23 protein-coding genes and 1 tRNA gene are annotated in these 24,861 nt (G+C 53.8%); 11 read left to right on the top strand and 13 right to left on the bottom strand.

What is annotated here, in order from left to right; all coding sequences use genetic code 11:
* Positions 1-48: 48 nt before the first annotated feature.
* A complete protein-coding gene (locus MFFC18_RS12595; protein WP_148618850.1) occupies positions 49-711 on the top strand; it encodes a hypothetical protein in 663 nt (220 codons plus the stop codon).
* 132 nt (positions 712-843) lie between these two features.
* On the opposite strand, the gene MFFC18_RS12590 is transcribed toward MFFC18_RS12595, so the two are convergent.
* A complete protein-coding gene (locus MFFC18_RS12590; protein WP_075084283.1) occupies positions 844-1,254 on the bottom strand; it encodes an FHA domain-containing protein in 411 nt (136 codons plus the stop codon).
* Between the two features lie 129 nt (positions 1,255-1,383).
* Between MFFC18_RS12590 and MFFC18_RS12585 the strand changes: the two genes are divergently transcribed.
* The 4 genes from MFFC18_RS12585 to MFFC18_RS12570 all read left to right on the top strand — a co-directional run bounded on the left by MFFC18_RS12585 (position 1,384) and on the right by MFFC18_RS12570 (position 4,319).
* Entirely contained in the window at positions 1,384-2,388 is a 1,005-nt protein-coding gene (locus MFFC18_RS12585; protein ID WP_084417081.1) for a TIGR01212 family radical SAM protein, read from the top strand.
* A 225-nt stretch (positions 2,389-2,613) separates the two neighbouring features.
* A complete protein-coding gene (locus MFFC18_RS12580; protein ID WP_148618849.1) occupies positions 2,614-3,378 on the top strand; it encodes a PEP-CTERM sorting domain-containing protein in 765 nt (254 codons plus the stop codon).
* Positions 3,379-3,605: 227 nt separating this feature from the next.
* Positions 3,606-3,677: transfer RNA gene (locus tag MFFC18_RS12575), tRNA-Cys, on the top strand.
* Between the two features lie 270 nt (positions 3,678-3,947).
* A complete protein-coding gene (locus MFFC18_RS12570) occupies positions 3,948-4,319 on the top strand; it encodes a group I truncated hemoglobin (protein WP_075084281.1) in 372 nt (123 codons plus the stop codon).
* 99 nt (positions 4,320-4,418) lie between these two features.
* On the opposite strand, the gene MFFC18_RS12565 is transcribed toward MFFC18_RS12570, so the two are convergent.
* The 4 genes from MFFC18_RS12565 to tsaD all read right to left on the bottom strand — a co-directional run bounded on the left by MFFC18_RS12565 (position 4,419) and on the right by tsaD (position 8,649).
* Positions 4,419-5,273, bottom strand: a complete 855-nt coding sequence (locus tag MFFC18_RS12565) for a hypothetical protein (RefSeq protein ID WP_075084280.1) — start codon at positions 5,271-5,273, stop codon at positions 4,419-4,421.
* Between the two features lie 67 nt (positions 5,274-5,340).
* Positions 5,341-6,051: a PTS sugar transporter subunit IIA gene (locus tag MFFC18_RS12560; protein ID WP_075084279.1), complete on the bottom strand. Its 711-nt coding sequence runs from the start codon at positions 6,049-6,051 to the stop codon at positions 5,341-5,343.
* A 74-nt stretch (positions 6,052-6,125) separates the two neighbouring features.
* Positions 6,126-7,601 carry a hypothetical protein gene (locus MFFC18_RS12555; RefSeq protein ID WP_075084278.1) on the bottom strand — a complete coding sequence of 492 codons (1,476 nt, stop codon included), beginning with the start codon at positions 7,599-7,601 and terminating at the stop codon, positions 6,126-6,128.
* Positions 7,602-7,605: 4 nt separating this feature from the next.
* Positions 7,606-8,649, bottom strand: a complete 1,044-nt coding sequence (gene tsaD, locus MFFC18_RS12550; protein WP_075084277.1) for a tRNA (adenosine(37)-N6)-threonylcarbamoyltransferase complex transferase subunit TsaD — start codon at positions 8,647-8,649, stop codon at positions 7,606-7,608.
* 270 nt (positions 8,650-8,919) lie between these two features.
* Between tsaD and MFFC18_RS24955 the strand changes: the two genes are divergently transcribed.
* Positions 8,920-11,736 (top strand): secretin N-terminal domain-containing protein, encoded by a 2,817-nt coding sequence (locus MFFC18_RS24955; protein WP_075084276.1) that lies wholly within the window; start codon positions 8,920-8,922, stop codon positions 11,734-11,736.
* A gap of 211 nt (positions 11,737-11,947) precedes the next feature.
* On the opposite strand, the gene MFFC18_RS12540 is transcribed toward MFFC18_RS24955, so the two are convergent.
* The 6 genes from MFFC18_RS12540 to rpsB form a co-directional block, all read right to left on the bottom strand.
* A complete protein-coding gene (locus MFFC18_RS12540) occupies positions 11,948-12,220 on the bottom strand; it encodes a hypothetical protein (protein ID WP_075084275.1) in 273 nt (90 codons plus the stop codon).
* A 348-nt stretch (positions 12,221-12,568) separates the two neighbouring features.
* Positions 12,569-13,309: a UMP kinase gene (gene pyrH / locus MFFC18_RS12535; RefSeq protein ID WP_075084274.1), complete on the bottom strand. Its 741-nt coding sequence runs from the start codon at positions 13,307-13,309 to the stop codon at positions 12,569-12,571.
* Positions 13,310-13,409: 100 nt separating this feature from the next.
* Positions 13,410-14,735: an ABC transporter permease gene (locus tag MFFC18_RS12530; RefSeq protein ID WP_075084273.1), complete on the bottom strand. Its 1,326-nt coding sequence runs from the start codon at positions 14,733-14,735 to the stop codon at positions 13,410-13,412.
* A gap of 57 nt (positions 14,736-14,792) precedes the next feature.
* Positions 14,793-15,713 carry an ABC transporter ATP-binding protein gene (locus MFFC18_RS12525; RefSeq protein WP_075084333.1) on the bottom strand — a complete coding sequence of 307 codons (921 nt, stop codon included), beginning with the start codon at positions 15,711-15,713 and terminating at the stop codon, positions 14,793-14,795.
* 139 nt (positions 15,714-15,852) lie between these two features.
* A complete protein-coding gene (gene tsf / locus MFFC18_RS12520) occupies positions 15,853-16,824 on the bottom strand; it encodes a translation elongation factor Ts (RefSeq protein WP_075084272.1) in 972 nt (323 codons plus the stop codon).
* A gap of 147 nt (positions 16,825-16,971) precedes the next feature.
* Positions 16,972-17,793, bottom strand: a complete 822-nt coding sequence (gene rpsB / locus MFFC18_RS12515; RefSeq protein WP_075084271.1) for a 30S ribosomal protein S2 — start codon at positions 17,791-17,793, stop codon at positions 16,972-16,974.
* Positions 17,794-18,159: 366 nt separating this feature from the next.
* Between rpsB and MFFC18_RS12510 the strand changes: the two genes are divergently transcribed.
* Together MFFC18_RS12510 and MFFC18_RS12505 are read left to right on the top strand one after the other, a co-directional pair.
* Entirely contained in the window at positions 18,160-18,876 is a 717-nt protein-coding gene (locus MFFC18_RS12510; protein ID WP_075084270.1) for a PEP-CTERM sorting domain-containing protein, read from the top strand.
* A 109-nt stretch (positions 18,877-18,985) separates the two neighbouring features.
* Positions 18,986-19,816 (top strand): metallophosphoesterase, encoded by an 831-nt coding sequence (locus MFFC18_RS12505; protein WP_168211090.1) that lies wholly within the window; start codon positions 18,986-18,988, stop codon positions 19,814-19,816.
* A gap of 67 nt (positions 19,817-19,883) precedes the next feature.
* Here MFFC18_RS12505 and MFFC18_RS12500 read toward each other — a convergent pair whose 3' ends face one another.
* Both MFFC18_RS12500 and MFFC18_RS12495 read right to left on the bottom strand, forming a co-directional pair.
* Positions 19,884-20,234 carry a hypothetical protein gene (locus tag MFFC18_RS12500; RefSeq protein WP_075084269.1) on the bottom strand — a complete coding sequence of 117 codons (351 nt, stop codon included), beginning with the start codon at positions 20,232-20,234 and terminating at the stop codon, positions 19,884-19,886.
* A 182-nt stretch (positions 20,235-20,416) separates the two neighbouring features.
* Positions 20,417-20,947 (bottom strand): hypothetical protein, encoded by a 531-nt coding sequence (locus MFFC18_RS12495; RefSeq protein WP_075084268.1) that lies wholly within the window; start codon positions 20,945-20,947, stop codon positions 20,417-20,419.
* A gap of 136 nt (positions 20,948-21,083) precedes the next feature.
* Here MFFC18_RS12495 and queA point away from each other — a divergent pair, with 136 nt between their 5' ends.
* Genes queA through MFFC18_RS12480 form a run of 3 tightly spaced genes read left to right on the top strand, consistent with a single transcriptional unit; the run spans position 21,084 to position 24,848 of the window.
* Positions 21,084-22,151, top strand: a complete 1,068-nt coding sequence (queA, locus tag MFFC18_RS12490) for a tRNA preQ1(34) S-adenosylmethionine ribosyltransferase-isomerase QueA (RefSeq protein ID WP_075084331.1) — start codon at positions 21,084-21,086, stop codon at positions 22,149-22,151.
* Between the two features lie 33 nt (positions 22,152-22,184).
* Positions 22,185-23,033 carry a sulfotransferase domain-containing protein gene (locus MFFC18_RS12485; protein ID WP_075084267.1) on the top strand — a complete coding sequence of 283 codons (849 nt, stop codon included), beginning with the start codon at positions 22,185-22,187 and terminating at the stop codon, positions 23,031-23,033.
* Between the two features lie 30 nt (positions 23,034-23,063).
* Positions 23,064-24,848, top strand: coding sequence for an ABC-F family ATP-binding cassette domain-containing protein (locus tag MFFC18_RS12480; RefSeq protein WP_075084266.1), 1,785 nt, complete (start codon positions 23,064-23,066; stop codon positions 24,846-24,848).
* Positions 24,849-24,861: the final 13 nt, after the last annotated feature.

Raw genomic sequence — 24,861 nt, 5'->3', positions numbered from 1 at the left:
GTCTTTGCATAGAGTATAGCAACGACAAGTCCCTCACTTTGGTTGCCGATGAAGTCAGTTATTCGTTTTCTGTTTGGCAGACGGCTCGTAAAGCATCCGGATTCATTCGCGATGACACGTCCCGCATTGTGGAAATCGATTGCGGCATCGATTCGTCTGCAGCAATCGATGGGCAAGTCCGTTTGGTTGGTGGCGCACTTTCTGGAAACGTTCACCGATGCCCAGTCGATGCTCGAAGAACACGGTCTTGACTACTTCGTGGAAACCGAGCCCGTTACGATTGACTGGTTTCGCGACCACGCCAATGCGGCGGGAGATCAGGTGCGACTGTTGCTCGCCGATTTGGCCGAACCGTTGGTGCTGGATCCTGAGTCGCCGTTTGAGTCTGAGCTTCGTGTTGCGATGATGGTCGTCGAACGTCATCCCTTTGGGCCCAGGGATGACTTGGTGGTCGAGTTTGCCAGTTCGCTGCCGGCGAAAGTTGAGCTGGGCTATTTTTTAGCGCTCGACGATGTGCTGGTGCAAACCATGGTGCCGCCGCAGATGATTGATCTGTTGAAAGCGATGGGCTTGCAGGAGCACGATCTGATCAGCAGTTCGATGGTGACGAAGCGATTGCAAAAACTGATCGAACGCACGTCGCGAGAAACGAAAGAAGATCGGGTTGCAGAATCCGCGACCGATTGGTTTGCCATGCAGAACGACGGATGACCGAAAACGGGAACTGCCTTGAAGGGCTGGCTTTCGTATGAGCTCAGAGCCTCCTTCGTGGACCGGACTGCGAACGTCTCGGAGCTGAAGCAATAAAAAAAGCAGTCTCGGGAGAGACTGCTTTTCAAATCGTTACTTTTTCTTTTCGGACGAATCTCGCCGATTCAGTCCCGCTCGATCGAGCAAAGACTCTCGGAAGAAGTCATCGACAACCTCGTCTTGCGGAGGCGTTCCGTACGCGCCGAGCGACATTGGATCGTATTCCAATTCAAACTCGTGCTTCGCCACAGTGACCTTGCAATTCGGATCCAGACGCTTTCGCACGCCCTGAGTGATCCGTTTCCCGTCGACCTTTACGCCATTGCGGCTGCGAAGATCACGGATAAACCAATATCCCTCATCAATTTCCATCAATGCATGATGGCCGGACACATTTCCGAAACTGAGAATGATATCGCAACCCTCGCGACGACCGATACGTAGTCGCTTTTTCATCAAAGGAATCGGGTCGCCGCCGCCAATTGGTACGAGTTCGCCAAACATGATTTCAAACAATGGTGTGGAAAGTTGTGAAGGAAGGGCTTTCGGTAGTGCGACTTCGTCGTAGAATCGGGCGATTCACACGAATTCGGAAACGAAATTCGAACTCTTTCTGCCGAGACAGTTTAGGCCGTGACTAACGAATCGTCAAATATTTCAGTCCCTCCACCGTCCAGTTGGCCGCACGATCGCAGCCAGTTTGATTGGCGTGCTGCGGGTCTACACTATTTTGGATACAGCTTCTATCTAAAACAGGTGTTCGGTTTTCGCGTCCAGCGGGTAAGCGTTGACGCCGGTTTCACGTGTCCCAATGTCGATGGAACCGTTGCCATCGGTGGATGTACTTTTTGCGACAACCGTAGCTTCAGCCCCAGCCGTCGGCTTCCTCGGCAGGACATTCTTGATCAGATCGACGATGGCATTTCGCGGATCAAGCGACGTTACAAATGCAAAAACTTTATGGCCTATTTTCAGCCGGCGACGAACACTTACGCTCCAGTTGAAGAGCTAAGGCCACTGTTCGAAAAAGCCATCTCGCATCCGGAAGTCCTCGCCCTGGCGATTGGGACGCGGCAAGACTGCGTGCCGAACGATGTGCTGGATTTGCTGGAGGAGCTTGGGGCGAAAGTTCCACTGACGATCGAATACGGACTACAGACGATTCATGACAAGTCATTGCAATGGATGAACCGCGGCGATACGCACGAGTCATTCCTCGACGCGATGGAACGTAGCGTTGGACGCGGCTTTGAGATCTGCGGCCACATCATGCTGGGGCTCCCGGGCGAAACGCACGACGACATGATGGAAACAGCTCGCGAAGTCGCCGATTCGGGTCTGGACGCCGTCAAAATTCATAACCTGTACGCCGTAGAAAATACTCCGCTGGCGACTCAGGTTCGAAACGGCGAAGTGACGCTGATGGAGTTGGACGAGTACATTTCCACGCTGGTGGACTTTCTTGAATTGCTGCCTCCGACGATGGTCGTTGAACGAATTAGCGGCGAGGCTCCCGGAAGTTTCTTTATCGGTCCTCAATGGTGCCTGGACAAACCGGCGGTCCTTCGAGCCGTCAAAGCTGAGTTCGAGAAACGGGATACCTGGCAGGGCAAAAAGTACCGCAGTCCCGAAGCTTGAGCTTGCGGCGAACGGTGCGAACCAATTCTGGCTCTTTCTGCTTAGCCTTCCGTGTGCGCGTTTGCGAGGTCGCCCTTATGTCCGACGCGAATTGATTGCCAATAAGTTTTGAACTTTAAAGTCAAATCCTCGTCTGAAAGTTTCCGCTAACGGTTTCTGAGCGATACGGACCAAACGATCTTTTCGTGGTTCATGGGCTCCTTTATCCAAAAGTTGAGAACTCAGATGAAAGCCATCGCATACCTGCTGCTGTCCGCAGCAATCTTCGGGATCTTCAGCTCGCACGCGTGTTATGCGACAGCCGACATTGTTGTGACCAGTCGCACCAGCCGCGCATTTTTTGATGTGTTGTCCGGCGTTGGGCCACGAAGCAACCGCTTGCGAGAGACGCCAGCTGTCGAAGAGGGATTGACCGCGCCGTTCGCATACAACTTCTCGCACAGCGGGATTGAGATGTTCGACAACGGATCGATAGCTGGAACGGCAAGTGCAACAGGCTCGTACGATCATGCGGTTGACATCGAATGGGCGTCTGAACTGTTGGACGTCAACTATTTGGGCGAAATCGCTGGCGAAGCAACGAGCTTTGGTGATGGGTCGGCGTTCGCGGACATGCGAGCCGAAATGACTCTGGAGTTTACTGTCGACGTTCCAACAGACTACGTTTTCGATCTGCAAATCAGCAACCAGTTTGGCGACGCGGAATCGACGTTCACCCTCAGACATACCGATATCGGAACGAACCTCCACAGCATTAACACGTTCGGCGACCACTATTTTGAAGGCACGTTGGCCGCCGGAAACTATCGCCTGATCGCGAATTCCATCGGCAGCGACTTCGACGATCAGTCCAGCATGGCAAGTGACGCTGTGTTTCAATTCCAAGTCGGAACAGGCGTTCCGGAGCCCTCAGGTGGACTCGTCCTGTGCAGCCTTGCTGGAATTGTGGCGGTCCGACGTCGCCGAAGCTGCTCGATTCTGGACAGTTGACCTCGAACGCAAGGCTCCTATCATTTGCTGGCTCGTGTCTGCGGCGCGAACTATTTGCTGGCAAAATGGATCTTTCCGGTAGCGACCTTCAAGAAGCGATTCGAGGGTTCCGAAGATTACTTCAGCGACGGTTGTAACAGAGGGCAATCCTCAAAGTCTGTCTGATCGGTGAAGCCCACCCAGACTACTTGACGGTATCCAAATTAACACTACCGTATGCAGTATCTGGCGTCGTGGCCAAGTGGCTAAGGCAGTGGATTGCAAATCCACCATCGCGGGTTCGAATCCCGCCGACGCCTCTCAAAAAGACCGTAGAGTGTTTGGCTCTGCGGTCTTTTTTTCGCGGCCATCGGTGCGACATCTGGCACACCAACTCAGCCACAGGTTGTTTCGGCGGGCCTTGGTCGGACTCGACAGAGATCGAGCGGAATCGCACATCGGCACGCCTTCTCCTCGTTCAAAAACGCTGTTTTCAGCCCGGCACAACGATTGCTTGAAATTGATTAGACTTTGAGACACAGTCTCCCAGCAATTTTGTCATGCGATCGCAACCCACTGCAGGAAATAGAATGGATACACTTTTTGATCAAATCGGCGGACGTCCCAGCATCGAGAAAATGGTGACGGCTTTCTATCAACGAGTTCTTTCCGATCCAATCCTGTCGCCATTTTTCGCCAACGTCGAAATCGAGAAACTGCAAAAGATGCAGGTCGCTTTCTTCACCATCGCACTCGGTGGCGAAGAACCGAAAAAGATGACTTCGCTGGCCGAAGTTCATCGTGGACGTGGGATTGAACGCCAGCATTTGACCCGATTCACCGAACTGCTGATCGAAACGCTGGAGGAGGTCGGGATCCCTGAAGATGCCGCCAAGAAAGTTTACGAGCGGATCGCCAAGTATTCCGGAGAAGTCCTGGGTGATTCGACGGTCGATGGATAGGCAACGGTGCGAACATGTGTGCGACGTGTGTTCGTCATCGCATTCGTTTTGCCGTTTCAGCCCATCGGTTTCGACCGGACAACTGAAACGCCGCCCGCGCTAGCGCCGTGACATCCTGTTGCGAGACAATATCGACGGTTTGGGAACCGCGAAGCCTGTCGAAGCGTCCAGCGCTCGCAACAGTGACTGTAAGAATTCGTTATGCGTGTAGGGCTTCGAAACGATTTCCTGAACGCCGAGTTGCGACAGTAAGTTCATGTCCTGCTGCCGAGGAAAGTTCATCGCGACGACAACCGGGGTGTCTTCAAAGCGGTCTTTGAAATTCGAGATTCTGTTCTTAAGCTCGCTCGAGACGCCATTGGCATCGATGCAAATCGCATCAACGTCCGCCGAATCGATCAGGTCAGTTTCGGCCTCCGCCCAGAGCGAATCACATTGATACGTTTTCAACATCTCGGAAATCGTTTCCGCCGTTGTCCGGTCTTCAGAACTGACCACAACCATTTTCCCGATTAACTTTTCCACGATCGCCCCGTCTGGCGAAAAGTCTCGCACTCGATCAGAAACAGAAGCCGTCAACGGTTGGTGCCAATCGGATCGGACGCCGTCACTCACCTGAACGCAAAACCGCTCAAATCGACTCTCCCATTGATGCCACATCGTTTGGCTGACTCCAATCAGCGGAGTGCCAGACCGGTTTTCGCCTTCGCACCATGAACCGAGCAGCACGACGATTGGGACTTCCGGAAATTGCGTTCGCAGAGAATCGATCGCGGTCTGCGACATCTGATCCCTTCGGGACTGAGCCAGAACGATCAGATTGAAGGCCTGTCCCTCAACGGATTTGATGCGTTCAAGCGGCACCATCGTGGCGGGGATTTCGAGTTTGGAGAACGGTTCGCGAAAGTCGCCGTGCCAATAGTCGCCCGAAATTAGAATCTGTAGCGTGCTCATCGTGTGGATCCCGCCCGCGAGTCATGGAAAGACGCGACGTCAGTGTATCGGCTTGGACTTCAGCACGTCAATCCAGGCGTTCGTCAAACTCAATGATGCAACGATGGGCATCGGACGAATTGTCGGTCGATCGGAGCGTGTCCAAAAACTCCGGTTCCTGAATCAGCCGACTTAGCCTCGCCAGGACGCGAAGGTGCACGGCTTCATCGGTCGACCCGATCAGAAAAAACACATCGGTCAATGTTCCGCGAGGGCCACCGAACGCGATTCCGTTGGTTGTTACCCCAAGCCCGATAAATGCTTCGCCAATGATGTTGGTCATGGGCCGACGAGGGTGCAGCATCGCCACACCATTTTCAAGCGCGGTCGGATGCAGGTCTTCACGTTTGCGAATCGCGTCGCCCATTTTCTCGGGATCCCACAACGAGCCCGTGGCCGCGACGCTGTCGCACAACAATTGGATGACTTTCGGTTTCGTCCGAGCCAACAGCGGAACGAAAACCAGGCTCTCCGGCATCATGTCCGGAATATGAAACTCATCGACGATCTGCTTCGTGGACTGAATCTCAAGAACTTTCTCTACTTCCGCCAATTCCTGCTCGTCCGAGACTCCGATCCGATCTTCGAACCACGAGTGGATTTCAGCGCTGAAGAAGCGCCACTGTCCTGCAATTTTCTTTCCCGGAACACGTCCTCGTTCGGCCATTTTACGGGCTTCAGCCGGAGTGATGTGCAGGAACTCGGCGAGCGAGGCGAGGTCAAAATCTTCGTTGGACATGAGCAGAAAAAATGAGTGACACGACAACGGGAAACGGGCATTGTAATATCAGAACGCGAAACTGGCGACGAGCTTTATCGTGTCGATCCGCCAAACTGCGCGACATCCTGAAGTTCTTTCGCGAAAGCCTGCTGCATCATGTCGGCAGTTCGGTCGTCGACGATCGCCCGATCGAAGTGTAGTGAAATTCGTCCATGCGTCTGCATTTCGGAGCCGACCCGTTTGCGAAACGTGCTCCATGAAAAATTGACGGGCGTCCCGCAACGCACCGGTCCACACAAATCGTAGTCCTTCACCTCAAGGTTTCCGACTTCGCGGAAATTGCAGGCTCGCGTTTTCCGAAACGGTTCTCCCAGGTTTGTAAACACCGCGGTACCGCGAGATTTCTGATTGCGAGCCACGAAGCGCAACGCGACCGGTACGACGCTGATCATGCGAATTGCGATCAGAAATACGTGATCCAGCTTGAAGCCCATGATGATCCGAACCTCCCGGTCGATCGTCTGCGCGGCAGCATCCGCGTTCGCCACCTGTTCGAAGGTTCGTTCGATTTGAACCAGAGAGGCCCGATTCGCACACGGCAGCTTTCTGTCCGCCACACCGCGGATGCTGATTGGCAACACCAGGCGAATCCATTTTCGTTCTGACCAAAAGGATCGCGTCGACGTTCCCGATTCGAGTGAACTACGGACGCGTTTCATCGCGCGAAAAAGCGCCGTCATCAACAAAGAGTTCGTAGAAACCCCCAAACGGTCTGCTCGATCGTTCAGTTCGGCCAACAATTGCGGCGAGACGTCACTGCCAATAATTCCGGGAGACCGTGTCTCAGATGTCGAGACCGTCGAATCCGCAGCTTCGATCGTGGAGAACTTTCTGAAGATAAACTTCGTCGCTCCGAACAGCCCGATCGCCTGGCAAGGCAGGAACTTGAGGAACGACCAGCGAAACAGCCCAAGGTGGCTGCGAGACTTCCAACGTTGCCAATCCAGTTTCACTAGCCCGCGATCAATTTCGTTTTCGGCTACCAGATTGTGATAAACCAGCATCCAATCGCGAATGAATGTGATCGCTGCAGCACCGTCGGCGAGTGCGTGGTCGGCGGCGAAGATAAGCGTAACGTCATCATTTGATTTGCAGCGCACGCACCACAGTCCAAATCCTGCGCGATCAGTCGCTTCGACTTTCGGCAGGCCACGATCATTCATGAACGGCAGTTCCAAATCGATTTCGCGATCCGGCAATCGGTCAAACTCGACATCATGGAAAGAAGCTTCCGCAAGTTCACCCAGACGTTCCTCGGCGTCCCCAGTGCTCCATTTTGGCCAACCGTTCAGCGATTCAATCGGCCAAACCGCATGTCTTTGTCGGGCCACACAATGAAGCCACGCTTGCCTGGCCACAGCGACATCGATCGGCCCACGGAATCGCACACGAGCGGTAACGCAGTTCGGCCACGGACCACTTGAGCTGTGCAGGTGGAACGTTTCCATCGAAGTCATTCGAATGCGCGCGTCGAACTCCGTCTGGGAGTCGCTGTCTTTCTTCGCCAACGCCCTACCCTGCCTTCGGTTCGCGGATCAAGCCCGGCAAAATGTCCAGACTCATGTCCTCAAACAGTCCAGCTTTGAAACGCTCGACCGCGATTGCGCCCATCACCGCGTTGTCGGTGCAATGCTCAAGGGCTGCAAAATGCAATTCAATATTCTTCAGCTCGCACTGTTGTTTTAGCTGTTCGCGAAAGACACGATTTGCTGCCACACCGCCGCCGACACAGAGTCTTCGTGGCGCGTCTTTCGCGGCACACTGTTCAACCGCCTGAACGCTTTTGGCGACCAAACAATCAACCACCGCTTGTTGGAAACTTGCCGCAAGGTCGGCGACTCGCTCTGGCGTCAACGACACATTGTCCAGATCAAATTTCCCGGGTCCCGTGATCGCATAGCGGACCGCGGTCTTGAGTCCGCTGAAGCTGAACGCGATGCGATCCTCTTTCAAAAAGCTGCGCGGAAACTTGATCGCATCTTTGTCACCGTCGACGGCGACTTTCGAGATCGACGGGCCACCCGGGTACGGCAATCCCAACATACTGGCGACTTTGTCGAAAGCTTCTCCCGCGGCGTCGTCGATCGTTCCACCCAGAAACCGGCTCTCGATGGCGCTTTCGTAGTGATATAGATGCGTGTGGCCTCCGCTGACGACCAGTCCGACGCACGGATAGATCGGAGTCTCGCTGGCGAACTGGCAAGCGTACACATGTGCGTGCAGGTGGTTCACGGCGATCAAAGGTATGTCTTTGGCAAAGCATAACGCTTTGGCCGCAGTCAGTCCGACCAGCAAAGAGCCCGAAAGACCAGGCGTATTGGCGACAGCGATCGCATCAATGTCGTCGAGTGTCAGATCAGCTGCCTTAAGCGTTTCGTCGATTACGGGCAAGATCCGTTCGACGTGAGCCCGGGCTGCGATTTCGGGTACGACGCCTTTGTAGATTTCGTGCAGCTTTGCTTGGGAAGCGACGACGCCAGACAGAACTTTCAAACTGTCGTTGACGATAGCCGCAGCCGTTTCGTCACAAGTTGTTTCCAGTGTCAGCAGGATCATAGGGAGATTTTTGGCTTCTGGGCGGAAATCCGAAACTTGGGGGTAAAACACGAGTTTAAGTTCCCGTATCGGAATACTGAAGAGGGCCGGGTGTTCTGGTCCCGCAGGTTGTACGTCCGCAACCGGTTGGCCTCCCAGGCCGCATATTCAGGTTCGGGCGATCATCGCAGTGCGTCCGCACAAATCGCCTCGCCGCTACCAAGTTCGCTGGAACAGCAGTTAACGGCAACTTAGACTGTAACGGTACCTATCCAAAGGATGCGGAGTCATATGAAAGTCTCACCCAATCAGCTTGTTTTGGTCGCACTCGCGGCTGTCGTTTCTGTTTCGATTTCTCCTTCAGCTATCGCCTCTCCGTTTCAGGAAAAATCAGCGGTAACGCAAAGTGAAGGACTCGAGTTTAACTGGAAAAACGCTCCGTGGCCGACCGTCATCGAATGGTTCGCCACCGAAACGGGCTTTATCCTCGATCCAGTCGACCAATATCCGGAAGGCAGCTTCAGCCTCGTAAGCGATCGTCCGCTGTCGTCCGTGGAAGCCATCGACGAAATCAACCATAAGCTTCGATTGAGCAATCCTCCGAAGACTTTGCTTCGAAACGGAAGCAAACTCTATCTGGTCGATGCCGGTCGCGAACTACCTGCTGAACTGGTCGAGACGATTGACGTTTCCCAGCTGGACAGCCGCGGAAAGTACGAACCGCTTCAAGTGATGTTCGATATCTCCGGCCTGAACCTGGACGATATCGAAAGCCAGGTGAAGCAGCGTGTTCAGTCGTATAACGAACGTTACTTTGAAACTTACCCCGATACGAATGAATTGTTTGTCCGCGAATCCGGTGAGAACCTGCGGTTTATCCGGGACATTATTAGTCGCGCCAAAATGAGTGGCACGCCGACTTACTCGGATCTGTATTTGAAACACATCAACGCTGACCTGTTCCTGCAACAGGTTAGCGCCATCCATGGCCTGGACGAAAACTATCGCAACGACGACGGTACTTTGACTCTGATCGTTGATCCGACTCCAGGTTCTCAACGAATCGTCATTCGCGGAACGCCGTCCATGATTCGCGATATCGAACAGGCGGCCGCAATCTTTGACGTTGAAGTCAAAAAGGTAGAAGAGTCGGCGGAAGATCCAATCACGCTGCGACAGTATCTGGTTCCTCGCGACAGCAAGGAATCTTTCGAGGTGATTGACCGATTGCTGTTCGACGAAGGAAACGGAGCTCGCGTCATTCAGGGATCTGAAACCGGAAAGATCACGGTGATGGGCAAAGCTGCTGATCACGCAATCGTAGAGAACTATCTTGGCTTGCAGGAATCCAACAGTGGTGGCTTCGCCACAGTGCAATTGACCAATGGGGACGCCGGCGACATTCTGCTGGCCTGTCAAACGATTCTTGGGATAACAGCCGAAAATGCGAGCGACAAAGTCAGCATGTTGGCCAACACGGATCGTGATTTCATCATGTTGCGTGGTACGCCAGCTCAGGTTACCGAAGCCAGAGAGATCATTGCGGAGCTGGATCGCAACGCGGCTCCCGTGACCGATGGTCTGCGAACACGACGACGTGTGATCAAAATGGACGCGGGAAACCGAGACCGGATTTTGGGCGAACTTCCTGACTATTGGCCAACGATGAGCCGGGAAAACCTGTTCGATGTCCGACCTCCATCGGCACCGGAATCAGACGAAAGCAGCCTTTTCCGTCAGCGTGAGAACGAGTTGCCGCCCAAGCGTGACCAGAGCTCGGTAATTCGCGATCGCCTGACTGAGGTCGCCGTTGCTTTGTTCCCGTCCGCAACACTGCGACTTTCGACCGCGATGTTGCAGACACCGGACGAACCATCGCCCGGAGACGCAATTAACCAAAAAGAAGACACTTATCAACTTCCAGAACAAATTGAATCGATTCCTGGAGCTCCGGTACGAGTCTGGGGAACCGAGTTTGGCATCATTATCGAGTCCGATGACCTGGACGCGGGCGACGATGCGGCGTTTTTGATTGACCAACTTATGGATGTGGAAGCTGAAAATGCCAAGCCTACCGTTTATCAGCTGCGGCATTGCCAAGCCAGCTACATGAAGTCGCTTCTCGAAAGCATGTACGGCATCGGTGGTGGCGGAGGAGGCGGAGGCGCTGGTTTGCTCGGCGGTATCGCTGACAACGTGATGGGAGACGCTGGCGGTGGAATGGTCGATGCACTGTTTGGCGGTGGCGGCGGTGATGCTGTTTCGGCGACGCTCGAAGGCGATGTGCAAATCGGTATCGATGGGAGACTGAACTATCTTTGGGTTACCGGCGCTACAACAGCGGATCTGGCGTTGATTGACGCGGCGGTTGAATTGTTCGACATTTCAACGCCACCTCACAATCCTGAAACGGCGGGACAAATCTACTCCATTCTGGTTCAACATCGTGACCCTAACGACATGAAGACGCAGATCGAAACACTGATGGCGGTCTACTTTTCGGATGCCGAAGCGAGTCAGGGCGGCGGTGGCGGCAATGAAGCTGCAAACATGATGAAGATGATGCAGCAGCTGACCAAGGGCGGCAAAGGCGGCGGCGGAGGCGAAGCTGAAGAAGTCAAGCCACGTGGCTATCTGTCGGTCGACGAAAAAACCAGTACTTTGTTGTTCATGGGGCCGAAGTTCATTTTCATCCAGGTCGAGGCTCTGGTCGCCGCACTTGACCAGCCGGAAGTTGAAGAGCCTCGCATGATGAAGCAGTACGACATGAAGGGCGCAAACGGTGCCGAGATGGCGAGAATGCTGCAAAACTTGCTGGGGAAAGACAAAATCGAAATCATCGGCAGCGACGCGGAACCGGCGACTGAAGGCGAAGACGGTGCCGCGGCCAAGAAGACGGCCGGCAACGACAATTCCGCAGCCCAAGCGGCTCAGGCGAAGCAGCAAGCTGAAGCCAGAAACAACTTCATCCAGATGATGCGAGCCCGTGGTGGAAACCAAGGCGGCGGCGGAACACGCGGCGGCGGAGGTGGAGGACGCGGTGGCGGCGGCGGAGGAGGAGGCGGTCGTGGTGGCGGAGGCGGCGGCGGAGGTCGTGGCGGCCGATAGTACACGAGTGCCAAAATAGAACTAAAGACGATGACGCGGGTCCAGGTTGGCCCGCGTTTTTTTATGCATCGAGCTCGGGCAGCCAATCAGCTCAACCAGCTCAACCAGCATCGAATATCGAGCGTCGCGATCTGCCCTCGCTTAACCATGGATGGCCGCAATCGACCGGCCCGAATGAGTCGAGCCGTGAACGATTCTGCCGACAACCAGACTACGTCTTTGGAGACGCCGCAGCACCGACAGCGTCGATGTTGAGGCCCCGTTCTTCCGGAGTCCGCGGATCAATTTCGATTGGCTTGTTCGTTTCCTGGCTCATATCGTTTAGCATCGACATGTACATGATCTGCTTCACACCGAAATAGGCTCCAACGGCAAGGATTGGCACCATGAGGAGAAACGGCAGTGAGATGCCTTTCTTTTTGACCGGAGCACCAACGGGTGTTTCAACAGGTTGTTGTTCGACGGGTTGTTCGCTTTCAGACATCTATAAATCCTATTAAATAAGTGGCGGTATCAATATTCCCAAGCCAACCAACAGGATTATCAACTTTGGCCTTATTTGCAACTGACTGGTGGAAAAATTTGAGCCATTCGTTCGTCGAAGCACGGTTCGGGAATTGCAAAACCGCGTCGACGTTACCGAGAGTTTGGATTGTAGCGAGTTGGACTGGCCAAAACCGCTCATGGGAAAAGCGTCCGGAGAATTGAGAACTACGTCGCAAACTTTTGCTTAGCCACAATACCCCACAAAGCCGAAGAGCGAAAACGAATCATTCATTCATTGCCCGCATGAATCGCAAGCGAGAGAGTCAAAGTCGACATCGATCAGCGGCTACACTGCACCTTTGACATCATTGGAGACCAGCGTTCCAACTTTCTCGCCCATCACAGCCTTCATGATGTTTCCGTCTTTGCGGAAATTGAAAACCATCAGCGGCAGATTGTGTTCCATGCAGTGCGAAATCGCTGTCGAATCCATCACCCGCAATCCTTTTTCGACCGCGGTTTGGAAACTCAACTCGGAATACAGAATCGCGTGAGGATTCTTTTCCGGATCTTCGCTGTAAACTCCGTCGACCCGAGTCGCCTTCATCACGATGTCACAACCCAGTTCCATGCCACGCATCGCCGCGGCCGTATCCGTCGTCACGAACGGACTGCCCGTTCCGGCACCCAAAATGACGACGCGTCCTTTTTGCAAATGCCGATCGGCACGCCTGCGGATGTACGGCTCGCAAACTCCGTCCATCTTGATCGCGCTCATCAGTCGCGTTTCGCAGCCCATCGATTCGAACGCATCATGCAGCGCCAAACCGTTGATCACGGTCGCCAACATGCCCATGTAATGCGCGGTCGCTTCTTCGACCACTTCCGTCGTAGCCTTGAACTGGCTTCCGCGAAGAATGTTGCCGCCGCCGATGACGACTGCGATTTCGCAACCAAGTTTTTGGATTTCGCTAACCTGACGCGAAATGTGCACGACCTCATCCATGCTGATCCCGCGTTCGCCTGAGGGTGAAAAGCTCTCACCGGAAAGCTTCAGAAGAATGCGTTTGAATTTAGGAGCGGGCATAATGTTTCTGGCAGAAAGTCTGTGTTTTCAAAGTGAAGATTATGACCAATCCATCGTCCTTTTGATATCGGGTTCACGAGGAAGCCGAGCAAAAGAATTGTTATGACAACCTACGGCTGAGGATGGCGGAACCGACAACCATTCCAACCGCTCCAATGCCAATCAGGACTCCACAAGGCAGAAGCATTTCACTGAAGGTGAAGTCCCGCCAAATCGCTCCTTCGATCGCCGAAATCGCCCAGCGAACAGGGCTCAGAAAGCTGATTTTCTGGATGAAGTCAGGCATGAACATGACTGGAATCATGCAACCGCCAATCATCGCCATCACCATGTTGGCCATCCAGCCCAACCCGTTGACTGATTGTTCCGTTTTCCCCAGCAGGCTAAGCGTCATCATGATTCCGACAAAGCAAATCGAAACCGAAATGGCAGCCACGCATAGGTGGAGAATGTTTCCGGGCCGCATGCCAACGAAATAACCCAGCACGGTCATCATCGCGATCACAAACAGGACGGCGAAGAAGCAGGCCAATGCCTTGCCAGCGAGAATCTTTGTTTTGGCGATCGGCGCCACCTGCAAACGCGTCATCGTTCCCGTCGTTTGCTCACGAGCGATCGAAGCGGAAAATCCCGCGATGCATCCGAGAATTCCCCACAGCATGGCTTGTGGAAAGCTGATGTCCCACTGAGAAGTAATCTTGCGTATCTGACCTTCGCGGCTTTTGGGGTCAACCTGCCGAGTAATGTCGATTTCCGTGACGTTTGCGAACTCGAATCCGGGCTGGCTCATCGCCTGCTCTTGCTCGCTGCCCTCCTGTTTGGTTTGCAGATCTTCCATCGATCCCAGCATCGAATCGACGGTTCCGAGGAAGCCCAACAGCAGTTGGCGATTGATTGGGTTGATCGATTCATTGGCTTTTGCCTCGTCGCGAGCACTGTCGATGGTTGATCGAAAATCGGCCGGATCGGAGAAGCGGTCGCCCATCATCTGCCCAACGGTTTGCATGATATAGCCCTGAAGCATCGCGGACTCGGCCCCTCGCGACGGATCCATTCCCAGTTGAATTTCCGGGGGCTCGCCCCAGAAAACCCCGACCCGTTCGCCAAAACCTTCTTCCAATGCGACCACGCCGACGGCTTTGCCTTTGCGAACCATCTCTTTTGACGGTTCCAGTTCGCCGGGCAACATTTCGACATTGCCTTTGGCAGTCAGCAACTCAATGAACCTTTTGGATTGGTCTGTCTGGTCGTTGTCGACGAGGGCAACTTTCATCTTTGAGCTTGAACCGCCCGAGCCCATTCCGCCCATCATCAGGCCGAAGAAAAGCCCCATCAAAATGGGAAATCCAACGATGAAAAACATGCCGAGTGGGTCGCGAGAAAGAACTTTCAGGTCTTTCCATGCGATGCTGAAGATCTGTGCCATTTACGAGTTCCGTCGGTAGGTGAATCGAATGTCGGTGACGATTGAAATCAGGTTCGACTATTGTCTGTCGCGGAGTTGCCGTCCGGTCAGAGTCAGAAATACGGATTCGAGATCCGAGTTCGCGATTTGCAGGGACTGAAAACGGATTCCGGACTGAGTCAGGCGACTGACTTCCGTGATCGGATCGTCGGATTCAAACCGCAACGAATCGCCATCAGGTTCCGCCGGCAGACCAGCACGTGAGGACTGTGGATGCAATGTGGCAGAGACGACTGGCCGAGTTCCGTGCTTTTCCAACAGACCGTCGACGGTGTCGATTGCCAAAATTTTGCCATGATCCATGATCGCGACGCGATCGCAAAGTCGCTGGGCTTCTTCCATGTAGTGAGTCGTATACAGAATGGTCATGCCGTTTTTCTGCATCTGTTCGATCCGCTCGAAGATATGATTTCTCGATTGCGGATCGACCCCGACGGTTGGTTCATCCAGCAGGATGACTTCGGGTTCATGGATCAATGCGACGGCAATATTCAGTCGACGTTTCATCCCGCCGGAGAAAGTCGAGACTCGATCGTTTCGTCGATCTTCCAAGCCAGCGATCTCAAGCGCCGTTTCTACACGGTCTTTCAAAGCTTTTCCGGCAAGGTCGTAGAGCGATCCAAAGAAGCGAAGGTTTTCGACGGCAGAGAGTTCTTCGTAGAGCGAAAGAGCTTGCGGCGCGATTCCGATGCGACCGCGTACCGAGACGTTGTTTGGCGAACCGGTCGGAGCAATTTGCGGACTGTTGTTTCCTTTGTGGATCACGACTTCGCCAGAATCGGGCGTCGTTAATCCGACCAGCATTCCGATCGTCGTTGTCTTACCGGCGCCGTTTGGCCCCAGCAAACCGATCGTCTCGCCTTCGTGGATCGTGAGAGACAGGTTGTCGACCGCTGTCAGCGTACCATACGTTTTGACGAGACTTTTGGCTTCGATCATTGGCAATTTCATTAGGGAAGTAGTCGTAGCACAGGCTACCGGTTGTACTGCAATCCATCCACCGCGGTTTCAATTTTTGGCGACACAAAAAAAGCCCTGGCCAACAATGGCCAAGGCTTTGGTTCGGATCATTGGCGTGTTAGCCAACCGAAACGCGGCGATATTCGACGATTTTCGCGTCGTCGTGGAAATCCTTGACCGCTGCTTCAACGGTTTTCGAATCGTCCAACGCAAAGAACTGACTCATCAGGCATCGTTCCTGGTCGAAGAGCGTGTTGTCGGCGATGAAGCGTTCAACTTTACCTGGTACGATCTTGTCCCAGATCTTCTCAGGCTTGCCTTCAGTCTTGAGTTGCTCTTTGATGTCCTCTTCAACTTTGGCCATAACTTCAGGCGTCAGCTGCAAACGGCTGGCGTACTGAGGCACGTTCTTGAGAGGCTTGCCAAGACGCTCGCGGTCTTCGTTTTCAACAGTGATCTGGCCGATCAACGCTTCGGTGGCTTTCTTGACTTCTTCGATGTCGAACTCATCCGGCGACATTGCAGTTGGGCTCATCGCAGCGATATGCATCGCGATGCTGCGGAAGAACTGAGATCCTTCGCTGTTGCCACCGTCCTTGTACGAAACAAGAACACCGATTTTGCTGCCGGCGTGGATGTACTGAGCGATCGAATCGCCTTCGACAACTTGCAGGTCTGAAACTTCAAGCTTCTCACCGATCTTGCCAGTTCGCTCAACAAGCTTTTCAGCGACAGTCGCGCCATCGAATTCGACTGACGCGAATTCTTCTGCCGACTTGACGCCTTTTTCGAGAGCCAGATTGGCGAGCGTGTTGGCGAACGCAATGAAATCTTCGTTCTTGGCCACGAAGTCAGTTTCGCAGCTGAGCGCCATTGCGAGAGCTTTCTTGTCATCACCAACGATGACAACGATTCCTTCTGTTGCGTCGCGGTCAGCACGTTTGGCTGCGACTTTTGCGCCTTTCTTGGCAAGCCACTGCAAGGCACCGTCAAGGTCTCCACCGGATTCCTTGAGTGCTTCTTTACAGTCCATCATGCCGGCTCCAGTGGACTTGCGGAGCGAGGCGACATCTTTTGCTGAAATAGACATTGTCTTCCTTCTGCTGTTCCCAAATAGATTTGAGGTACGGAGTATTATTTTGGTTTGGAGGTTCGTTCGCAAAGATAACTGACGCAAACGAAGAGAAAATGAAGCCGTCGGAAAACAGGTTCCGACAGCTCAATCAGAGGACGAAACCTAGCTGGTCGCTTCGGTCTTTGGCTCTGCTGCCGCGGCGGCTGGTGTTTCAGCCGGTGCAGGTGTCGGAGCGGCTGCAGCAGGCTTCTTGCCCGAATCGCGTTTGCCCGAGTCCTTGCCTTCGTTCTTCGCGACGACGTTCTTGGCACCGGCGATCACAGCATCTGCCATGTGAGACATGATGACTTCAACAGCACGAATACCGTCATCGTTTCCGGGTATCGGAAGGTCGACCATGTCCGGATCGCAGTTCGTATCGATCAACGCGATCGTGGTGATACCCAAGGCGCGAGCTTCGAGGATCGCGTTCTTTTCTTTCTTGGGATCAACAATGATCATGCAACCAGGCTTGCGATTCATCGATCGAATACCGTTCAGGTTGCGGTAGATTTTGCGATACTCGCGATTCAAAGACGACTGGGCTTTCTTAGAGTATTGAGCGATTTTGTCGCCGCCGCGAATCTCTTCCAGTTCCTCAAGACGAGACATTCGTGAGCGAATTGTCGAGAAGTTGGTCAACGCGCCACCGAGCCAACGCTCGCTAACGTAAGGCATGTTGCAACGCTCGGCTTCGCGAGCAACCGCAGCCGAAGCTTGACGCTTGGTGCCGACAAAAAGAATCAGACTTCCCTCACTGGCGACTTCCGAGATGAATTTTTTGGCTCGCAGAAGTCCGCGAACTGTTTCGCGAATATCAATGATGTGAATCTGGTTTTTGCGTCCATAGATGTAAGGACGCATTTTTGGGTTCCAGCGACTCGCACGGTGTCCAAAGTGGACGCCGGCATCAATAAGTTCCTGAACCAGGCTATTTACAGACATATTTTCTCCATCGTGTTGCTTCGCATGGTGAAGCTCTTAAATCAGGGCTTCGCGAGGACAACAGAGTTAAACAAATGAAAACTACACCGCCACCATGGCAATGAGGTTGGGTAGTGTATCGGGCGAATCCACAGCTGACAATTCCACAGTTTGCGAGAACGGGCTCTTTTTCCGCATTTTCCGCCCATTTTTGACCGCCGTGAAGCCTCAGAAACGGCTGGTCGGCCTGGCAAAATAAAATGGAGCTAGCGAATCATCAGGGGTTGCCAATTGTACCTATCTTAAACCAGAATTCTAACTCGGACGGAGCTCACATTGGACGCGAAGTGTCCCAGAACCAAGATTCACCAACATGAAAGGATTCTCATGATTAAAAGCCAGTTGCTTGTCAGAAGCATGCCTCTCGCTTTCCTCGCTTTCGTGTGCGTCACGATCAACGTTGATTCCCTGCTGGCTGATGTCCAGGGTTCAACCAGCAATAACGCGACGGTTACGATCCCGGACGCAAATGTCGGCGGCGTGCCAATTTCGGCAAGCACGATCACGATCACTCAAAACGAGATCATTGAGCAGGCGACGTTCACGATCGAAGGCCTGTCTCACGAATTTGCAGGTGACTTGGTCGCAATCGTGCGGCACGTGGAATCCGACACCGCAACGGCTCTTTTTTCGCGAGTCGGGAAAAGCAACCCGAATCTTGGCGTGGGCGACGAGTCCAATTTCGAAGGCGACTACGACTTTTCGGACGCCACCAACAACGACCTGTGGGCTGAAGCCGCAATTGGTTCGACCGACTATGAGATTCGAAGCAAATCTGACGCCACGATGCAGAATCCTGGCGTCTATCGTGCATCGGCAGGTGTCAGTGGAGCACCGATTTCGCTCAACGGAGTCTTCGCCGGTTTGTCGACTCAGGGAACCTGGCGTCTTGAGCTTTCCGACCGGAATTCAACCGTGGTTGGATCGTTCGAGGAGTTCAGCGTCGACTTTGTGACGGCTGTTCCTGAACCTTCTGCGATGGGCTTGGTTTTGGCCGGAGTCGCCTTGCTGGGCGTTCGTCGGCGCAGACGTCAGACGCGTTAATTTTGAGTCAATTTGTGATGAATTGAGCCCGGAATTGCAGCCGGGCTTTTTTATGCGTTATCGTTGAGGCATGGACGCAAAGCCCAAAATTTCCCGACGTAAGTTCTTCGTGCGGAGCACTGCCGTAACGCTGGCTGGGCTGGGAGTGTACGCGTTCGGCATCGAACCGCGTTGGGTTTCGGTTGAGCATCATGAACTGCCCATCGCAGGCTTGCCAGATTCTTTGGTCAACACGACTGCGGTTCAAATCAGCGACTTGCATGTCGGTTCGCGAGTCAGTGACTCATATCTTCGTGCCCAATTCGCGTACGTCCAGTCGCTGAATCCTGAGTTCGTTTTCTTCACAGGAGACTATCTCGACAATGGCTCGGCCTGGCATCTGAAGAAGGGCCTGCGGTTGATGGAGCAGTTTCCTCGCGGCAGCATCGGCAACGCCTGCGTGCTGGGCAACCATGATTTCGGCAACGGGCACTCGCAAGTTGTCGCGTTTGCGAAAAACACCAAAGAGCTCGCTCGCCAATTCAACTCTGTCGGACTGAATCTGCTGCAGGAAGAATCCGTCGACCTCGGCGGGCTGAAGATCGCGGGCCTAAAAGACTTTTGGTTTGGCGACTTCAATCCGACGGCCGCAGCGCAAGTGATCGGAGACATTGCCTCGCACCCATCGATCGTCTTAAGCCACAATCCGGACACGGTCGATCTTCCAATCTGGAATGGCTACAGCAGCTGGATTCTTTGCGGGCATACGCACGGAGGTCAGTGTCGTTTTCCGTTGATCGGAGCACCGATTTGCCCGGTTCAAAACAAGAGATATCTGTCCGGTTTTTATGAGATCGAAGGCGGTCACAGGCTGTACATCAATCGAGGAATCGGCCATACCCGTCGAGTTCGATTTATGTCGCGACCAGAGATCACGGTTTTCAAACTGCTCAAGGGATAGAGTCAACGCGTGGTGTCGCGCGGATTCGCAGGTTCAACAAAGCACGGGAGAACAAGTAAGCGACGACTTAGCGAGACCGGCGCGATGTCGGCGCTGCGGCTCGGTTGCGAGCCATGATGACGTGGAACTTGGGATGAGCCCAATCGCGAAACATCAGTCGCTGGCGACCGCAGCAAGTGCAGCGGAACGGTCCGATGAAGTGCAGTAGCCCAAACGTCAGGCCGATAAAGTATGAGTAGAACCAGGCACCGATGTAAGGATTCGAATGGCCTTCCATGCGATTGCAGTGGAAGCAATACAGCTTTGGCTTCTTTCGACCTTTTCTCGATTCCAATTCGGCCGCACTGAATCCCTCTGGCGATGGTGGCGGAACGATCCCGACTGTTCCTGCCTCGGAATTCGATTCGTCTCGTGTCATTTGGGTGGCTCTTGTCCAGGTGGTATCAGTCCGGTGGAAGTGGCTGATAAATTCATTCTATCTCCACATTTGAACATTGGCAAATTTGTTAATCATTGCCTAATTGTCCAGAAATTAACCAAAAGCCAATGATTCCCTGACAAATTGAGACGGAATCCTGCCTGTAACGATGATCGACGGATCTAAAGGCTGAGTCCAGCTCGTGGATCTTTCGCTTCAAAGTCGACAATCTTCCACTTATCGGACTTCTTCTTGAAGAACAGCTTTACCCGCCTCTGGACTGGCGTTGGGCTGGGGAAAGAAGCATTGCTGGCTGACGCGAAAGCCACGAAATCAGCCGTTGCAGATTGGCCGTCATCGTCCACGGTGACCTCGTTGATCGCAGTGATGTTACACGAGTGACAGGTTGCATCGCGCAGATGGTGTTTGGCTCGCTGTATCAGTTCGTCTGAATCGAGGTAGCTGAACACACGATCGAGATCGTTCTTGCCCATCGCCGACGCCATGTCGTAGAGCGAGTTCTCGACCTGCTCTCGATCGGTCACGATCATAACTTCGGTTGTGATCAGCAGCGCAGTCAGCACTGCGATCCCAAGGCCAATCTTCATCATCAGCATTTCGCCCGAAGACACGGCCAGGCCGATGAAGGCGATCGTCAGCAGAATGCCGATGCAGGACGGAAAGAACGCACTCTCGGTAAACCATTCCAGCATCGCGTCTCTCCCTTTAAATTGCCGACCGTGTTGCACTACGCAGGCCAGCCCATTTGGTTCTTTTTTATTTGCAGTGTTGGGATTCGGGAATGCCGATAAAATGAGTTTGACCCAACCCGTGCCCTTTGAAATTTCGATGCCCAACGAAACCCAACCCAAACTTGCGACCTCGGACTACGACTACGAATTGCCGAAAGATCTGATCGCTCAGCATCCGCTTCGCAACCGCGAAGACGCAAGGTTGATGATGGTCAGCCGCGAACGCGACTTCATTGATCACTACCATGTTCGCGATTTGGCAGAATTATTGAAGCCCGGTGACTGCCTCGTTCTGAACAATACGCGAGTTTTGCCTGCAAAGCTGGTCGGAAAAAGAACTCAAACCGGTGGCCGATGGCAAGGTTTGTTCCTCGAGTCCGACGGAAACGGAAACTGGAAACTGCTCTGCAAGACCCGCGGAAAAATGCAGCCCGGCGAAACCGTCACGGTCACTGATCGCCACGGCGTGGATCGGGCGACGTTGAAAATGATCGCCAGGCTCGACGATGGAGCCTGGGCGGTGCGACCGGAAGCCGAAGGTGACTACGAAACGTTGTTGTCGCAAATGGGGCGCGTTCCATTGCCGCACTACATTCGCGATGGAAACATGGTCGACGCGGATTTGAAGGACTACCAAACGATCTATGCGAAAACTGCCGGCGCGGTTGCGGCTCCGACGGCCGGATTGCATTTGACGAAACGTTTGATCAAGGAGTTGATCGACGAAGGCATTCGAATCGCTCAAGTCACGCTTCATGTCGGCATCGGAACGTTTCGGCCTGTCACGGCTGATGACCTGAACGAGCACGTGATGCACTATGAAACCGGCGAGATCAACCAGAAATCAGTCGATCTGATCAACCAGACCCGTGCGGATGGCGGGCGAATCGTTGCCGTAGGAACAACGTCGGTTCGCGTGCTGGAAACCGCAGGTAGCGATGGCGAGCTCAAGCCCTGGGTTGGCGATACGAATCTGTTCATCAAGCCGCCTTACGAATTCAAGGTGGTCGACGGGCTGATGACGAACTTTCATTTGCCGCGCAGCACGTTGCTGGTGATGATCCGAACGCTCGGCGGCGACGAACTGTTGAAGCGAGCCTATGCGGAAGCCGTGGATGAAAAATATCGCTTTTTCAGCTATGGTGATGCGATGCTGATCCTCTAGCGTCGCCAAATTCATCATCGCTTAAACTCACCCATGGTAAAACGCTACTTTTGTATTCGCGGCTTCATGAAGTCCGGCACCAACTGGCTGGGCAGCTTGCTCAGCAGCCACAAGGACATCGATTGCGTCGGCGAATTTCACTGGCAGGACCACGTGATGCCGATCAATCGCGCGATCAGAAAACTGCCGCTCTATCGCGGCAATGATGAGCTTGCGAAAAAGCTGCGAAGTGAGTTCGAAGCCCTGACGAAACGAATGCTGGAGTCCGCGGCTCATCCCAAAGCCAAACTGATCGGCGACCGAACGCCGCATACGATCGAGCCCATCGTGCTCCGCGGCGCACCGCACGTGTGCATCGTCCGCGACGGCAGAGATGTGCTTGTGAGCCGAGCTTTCCATCTGTACAACCGCCCGGAATCTCATCGTCTGTTCGAACGGTTTCCGGAACTCAACGCGGTCTATGAGAGCTTTCGCAACGATCCGTGGTACTTCAAAAACAATCCGGAAAAACTGCTCTGCCAGGAAGAAATGGTTCGCGAATCGTCTCGATGGTGGCGAGAGCACCTTGAGCGTGATCGCGAGGCAACGGAGAAGTTTCCGAATTTGCCAGTTCACGTCCTCAAGTATGAAGACTTGCACGCGGACGTCGAAGCGGAACGTAAGAGCCTGTTTGAGTTTCTTGGCGTGAAGCCGACGCGGGCCGCGAAAATTGAAGGTCACCTAAAGCCCGGATTTACCGAGGAACGCCCGAATGAGTTTCTGCGCAAGGGAACCGTGGGTGACTGGAAAAACTATTTTACCGACGATGTTAAACGCTGGTTCAAGGATGAGGCCGGTGATGAATTGCAACGTCAGGAATACTGTACAGGCACGGACTGGTAGGTCCCGGAAAGATGATTTAGATTTTTGCTCATGGCTGTTCTGCTTCAAATTCGAAACGCATACAAATCCTTCGGTGACCAGGTGTTGCTGGAAGACGCCGAAGCGACGATTACTGACGATCGCAAAGTCGGCTTCATCGGCCGCAATGGCGCCGGAAAGTCGACGTTGCTGAAAATTCTGTTGGGCGAGGAAGGTCTCGATTCCGGGGACGTGATTCGTCATCCGAACATGTCCGTCGGATACTTGCGACAGCATGATCCGTTTGCCGAAGGTGAATCGGCGCTCGATTTCCTGATGCGAGACAGCGAGCAGCCGGAATGGCGTTGTGGCCAGGTCGCAGGTGAGTTCGAGCTCAAGGGCGAGAAGCTGAACGGGCCGGTGAAGGCGCTCTCGGGAGGCTGGCAAACGCGAGTCAAGCTGGCGGCATTGCTGCTGCACGATCCGAAACTGCTGCTGCTGGATGAGCCGACGAACTTTCTGGATCTGCGGACCCAAATTTTGCTGGAGAACTTCCTCCGCAGTTATCGCGGCGCGTGTCTGATTGTGTCGCACGATCGAGCGTTTCTGGCGGCGACTTGCGAGCAAACGCTTTCGCTGGACCGCGGGAAACTGACGATGTACCCGGGAAAGATCGACAAGTTTCTGGAGTATCAGAAAGAGCAGCGAGAGCATGACTTGCGAGTCAACGCGGCGACACTGGCGAAACAAAAGCAGCTTGAAAAATTCGTCAACAAGAACCGGGCCAAGGCCAGCACGGCGTCGCAGGCTCGCTCGAAGCAGAAGCAATTGGATCGGTTGAGCCTGATCGATATCGAATCCGCAGAACGCACGGCGTACATTCAGGCTCCGGTCGTCGATCCGCGCAACGGTGCGGCGTTTCGCTGCGAGGAAATGGTGATCGGATACCCCGGAGTCGACGTTGCGAGCGATATCACGCTGGAGATCGAACACGGTCAACGCGTTGGCATCGTTGGCGACAACGGTCAGGGTAAAACGACTTTGCTGCGAACGTTGGTCGGGTCGCTGGAACCCAAGGGCGGCAGTTTGCGGTGGAGTCAGCATTGCCGAATCGGAACGTACGCTCAGCACGTTTACACTTCGATCCCTGAAAACGAAACGGTCATCGAGTATCTCGAAGGCCAGGCAATGGCGGGGACGACGGATCAGCAGGTTCTGGCCGTCGCCGGTGCCCTGCTCTTTCGCGATTCACATGTAAAGAAGAAAGTCAAAGTGCTTTCCGGTGGCGAGCGTGCCCGATTGTGCCTGGCTGGCTTGCTGTTGTCGGACTTCAATATTCTGGTTTTGGACGAACCTGGAAACCATCTGGATGTCGAAACGGTGGAGGCGCTGGCTTTGGCGCTCGAAGCCTTCAAGGGCACAGTGATTTTCACGTCTCACGATCGCCACTTCATGAAGCGGGTCGCCAACGCGGTGATTGAAGTCCGTGCCGGGTCGGCCAAGAACTATTTGGGCGACTACGATGCCTACGTCTATTCGATCAATCAGGAAATTACCGATGGGCGGCGGGAAACCGATACCAAGGGCGGTGGTTCGGGGGGGGATTCGAAACAAAAGTCGGGCAAAGGTCAGAAAACTTTCAATCGAAGTCGCAAGGCTCAGAAGGAAATTCGGAATATTGAGAAATTGGTTGCAAAACTCGACCAGGAAAAGAAGGATCTGAACGAACAGCTACTTACGTGCACCGATGCGTCCAAGGCTCTCGTTTTGCATGATGAGTTTTCAAAAGTTTCGGAGAAGCTGGAAGAAGCCGAAACCAAATGGCTTGAGCTGACCGAAAACACTGACGACGCGTAAAATAATCGCTAAA

Source organism: Mariniblastus fucicola (genome assembly GCF_008087665.1).
In the GTDB taxonomy this organism is placed as follows: Bacteria; Planctomycetota; Planctomycetia; order Pirellulales; family Pirellulaceae; genus Mariniblastus; species Mariniblastus fucicola.
This window is presented reverse-complemented; position numbering and strand designations above follow the sequence as displayed.

What these genes read in the sequence shown, in the direction of transcription:
- MFFC18_RS12525 (WP_075084333.1), bottom strand. Translation starts at nt 15,713, where the DNA reads ATGATCGAAGCCAAAAGTCTCGTCAAAACGTATGGTACGCTGACAGCG.
- MFFC18_RS24955 (WP_075084276.1), top strand. Translation starts at nt 8,920, where the DNA reads ATGAAAGTCTCACCCAATCAGCTTGTTTTGGTCGCACTCGCGGCTGTC.
- MFFC18_RS12500 (WP_075084269.1), bottom strand. Translation starts at nt 20,234, where the DNA reads ATGACACGAGACGAATCGAATTCCGAGGCAGGAACAGTCGGGATCGTT.
- pyrH (WP_075084274.1), bottom strand. Translation starts at nt 13,309, where the DNA reads ATGCCCGCTCCTAAATTCAAACGCATTCTTCTGAAGCTTTCCGGTGAG.
- MFFC18_RS12570 (WP_075084281.1), top strand. Translation starts at nt 3,948, where the DNA reads ATGGATACACTTTTTGATCAAATCGGCGGACGTCCCAGCATCGAGAAA.
- MFFC18_RS12560 (WP_075084279.1), bottom strand. Translation starts at nt 6,051, where the DNA reads ATGTCCAACGAAGATTTTGACCTCGCCTCGCTCGCCGAGTTCCTGCAC.
- MFFC18_RS12495 (WP_075084268.1), bottom strand. Translation starts at nt 20,947, where the DNA reads ATGCTGGAATGGTTTACCGAGAGTGCGTTCTTTCCGTCCTGCATCGGC.
- MFFC18_RS12485 (WP_075084267.1), top strand. Translation starts at nt 22,185, where the DNA reads ATGGTAAAACGCTACTTTTGTATTCGCGGCTTCATGAAGTCCGGCACC.
- queA (WP_075084331.1), top strand. Translation starts at nt 21,084, where the DNA reads ATGCCCAACGAAACCCAACCCAAACTTGCGACCTCGGACTACGACTAC.
- tsaD (WP_075084277.1), bottom strand. Translation starts at nt 8,649, where the DNA reads ATGATCCTGCTGACACTGGAAACAACTTGTGACGAAACGGCTGCGGCT.
- MFFC18_RS12530 (WP_075084273.1), bottom strand. Translation starts at nt 14,735, where the DNA reads ATGGCACAGATCTTCAGCATCGCATGGAAAGACCTGAAAGTTCTTTCT.
- MFFC18_RS12590 (WP_075084283.1), bottom strand. Translation starts at nt 1,254, where the DNA reads ATGTTTGGCGAACTCGTACCAATTGGCGGCGGCGACCCGATTCCTTTG.
- MFFC18_RS12580 (WP_148618849.1), top strand. Translation starts at nt 2,614, where the DNA reads ATGAAAGCCATCGCATACCTGCTGCTGTCCGCAGCAATCTTCGGGATC.
- MFFC18_RS12540 (WP_075084275.1), bottom strand. Translation starts at nt 12,220, where the DNA reads ATGTCTGAAAGCGAACAACCCGTCGAACAACAACCTGTTGAAACACCC.
- MFFC18_RS12595 (WP_148618850.1), top strand. Translation starts at nt 49, where the DNA reads ATGAAGTCAGTTATTCGTTTTCTGTTTGGCAGACGGCTCGTAAAGCAT.
- rpsB (WP_075084271.1), bottom strand. Translation starts at nt 17,793, where the DNA reads ATGTCTGTAAATAGCCTGGTTCAGGAACTTATTGATGCCGGCGTCCAC.
- MFFC18_RS12480 (WP_075084266.1), top strand. Translation starts at nt 23,064, where the DNA reads ATGGCTGTTCTGCTTCAAATTCGAAACGCATACAAATCCTTCGGTGAC.
- tsf (WP_075084272.1), bottom strand. Translation starts at nt 16,824, where the DNA reads ATGTCTATTTCAGCAAAAGATGTCGCCTCGCTCCGCAAGTCCACTGGA.
- MFFC18_RS12510 (WP_075084270.1), top strand. Translation starts at nt 18,160, where the DNA reads ATGATTAAAAGCCAGTTGCTTGTCAGAAGCATGCCTCTCGCTTTCCTC.
- MFFC18_RS12565 (WP_075084280.1), bottom strand. Translation starts at nt 5,273, where the DNA reads ATGAGCACGCTACAGATTCTAATTTCGGGCGACTATTGGCACGGCGAC.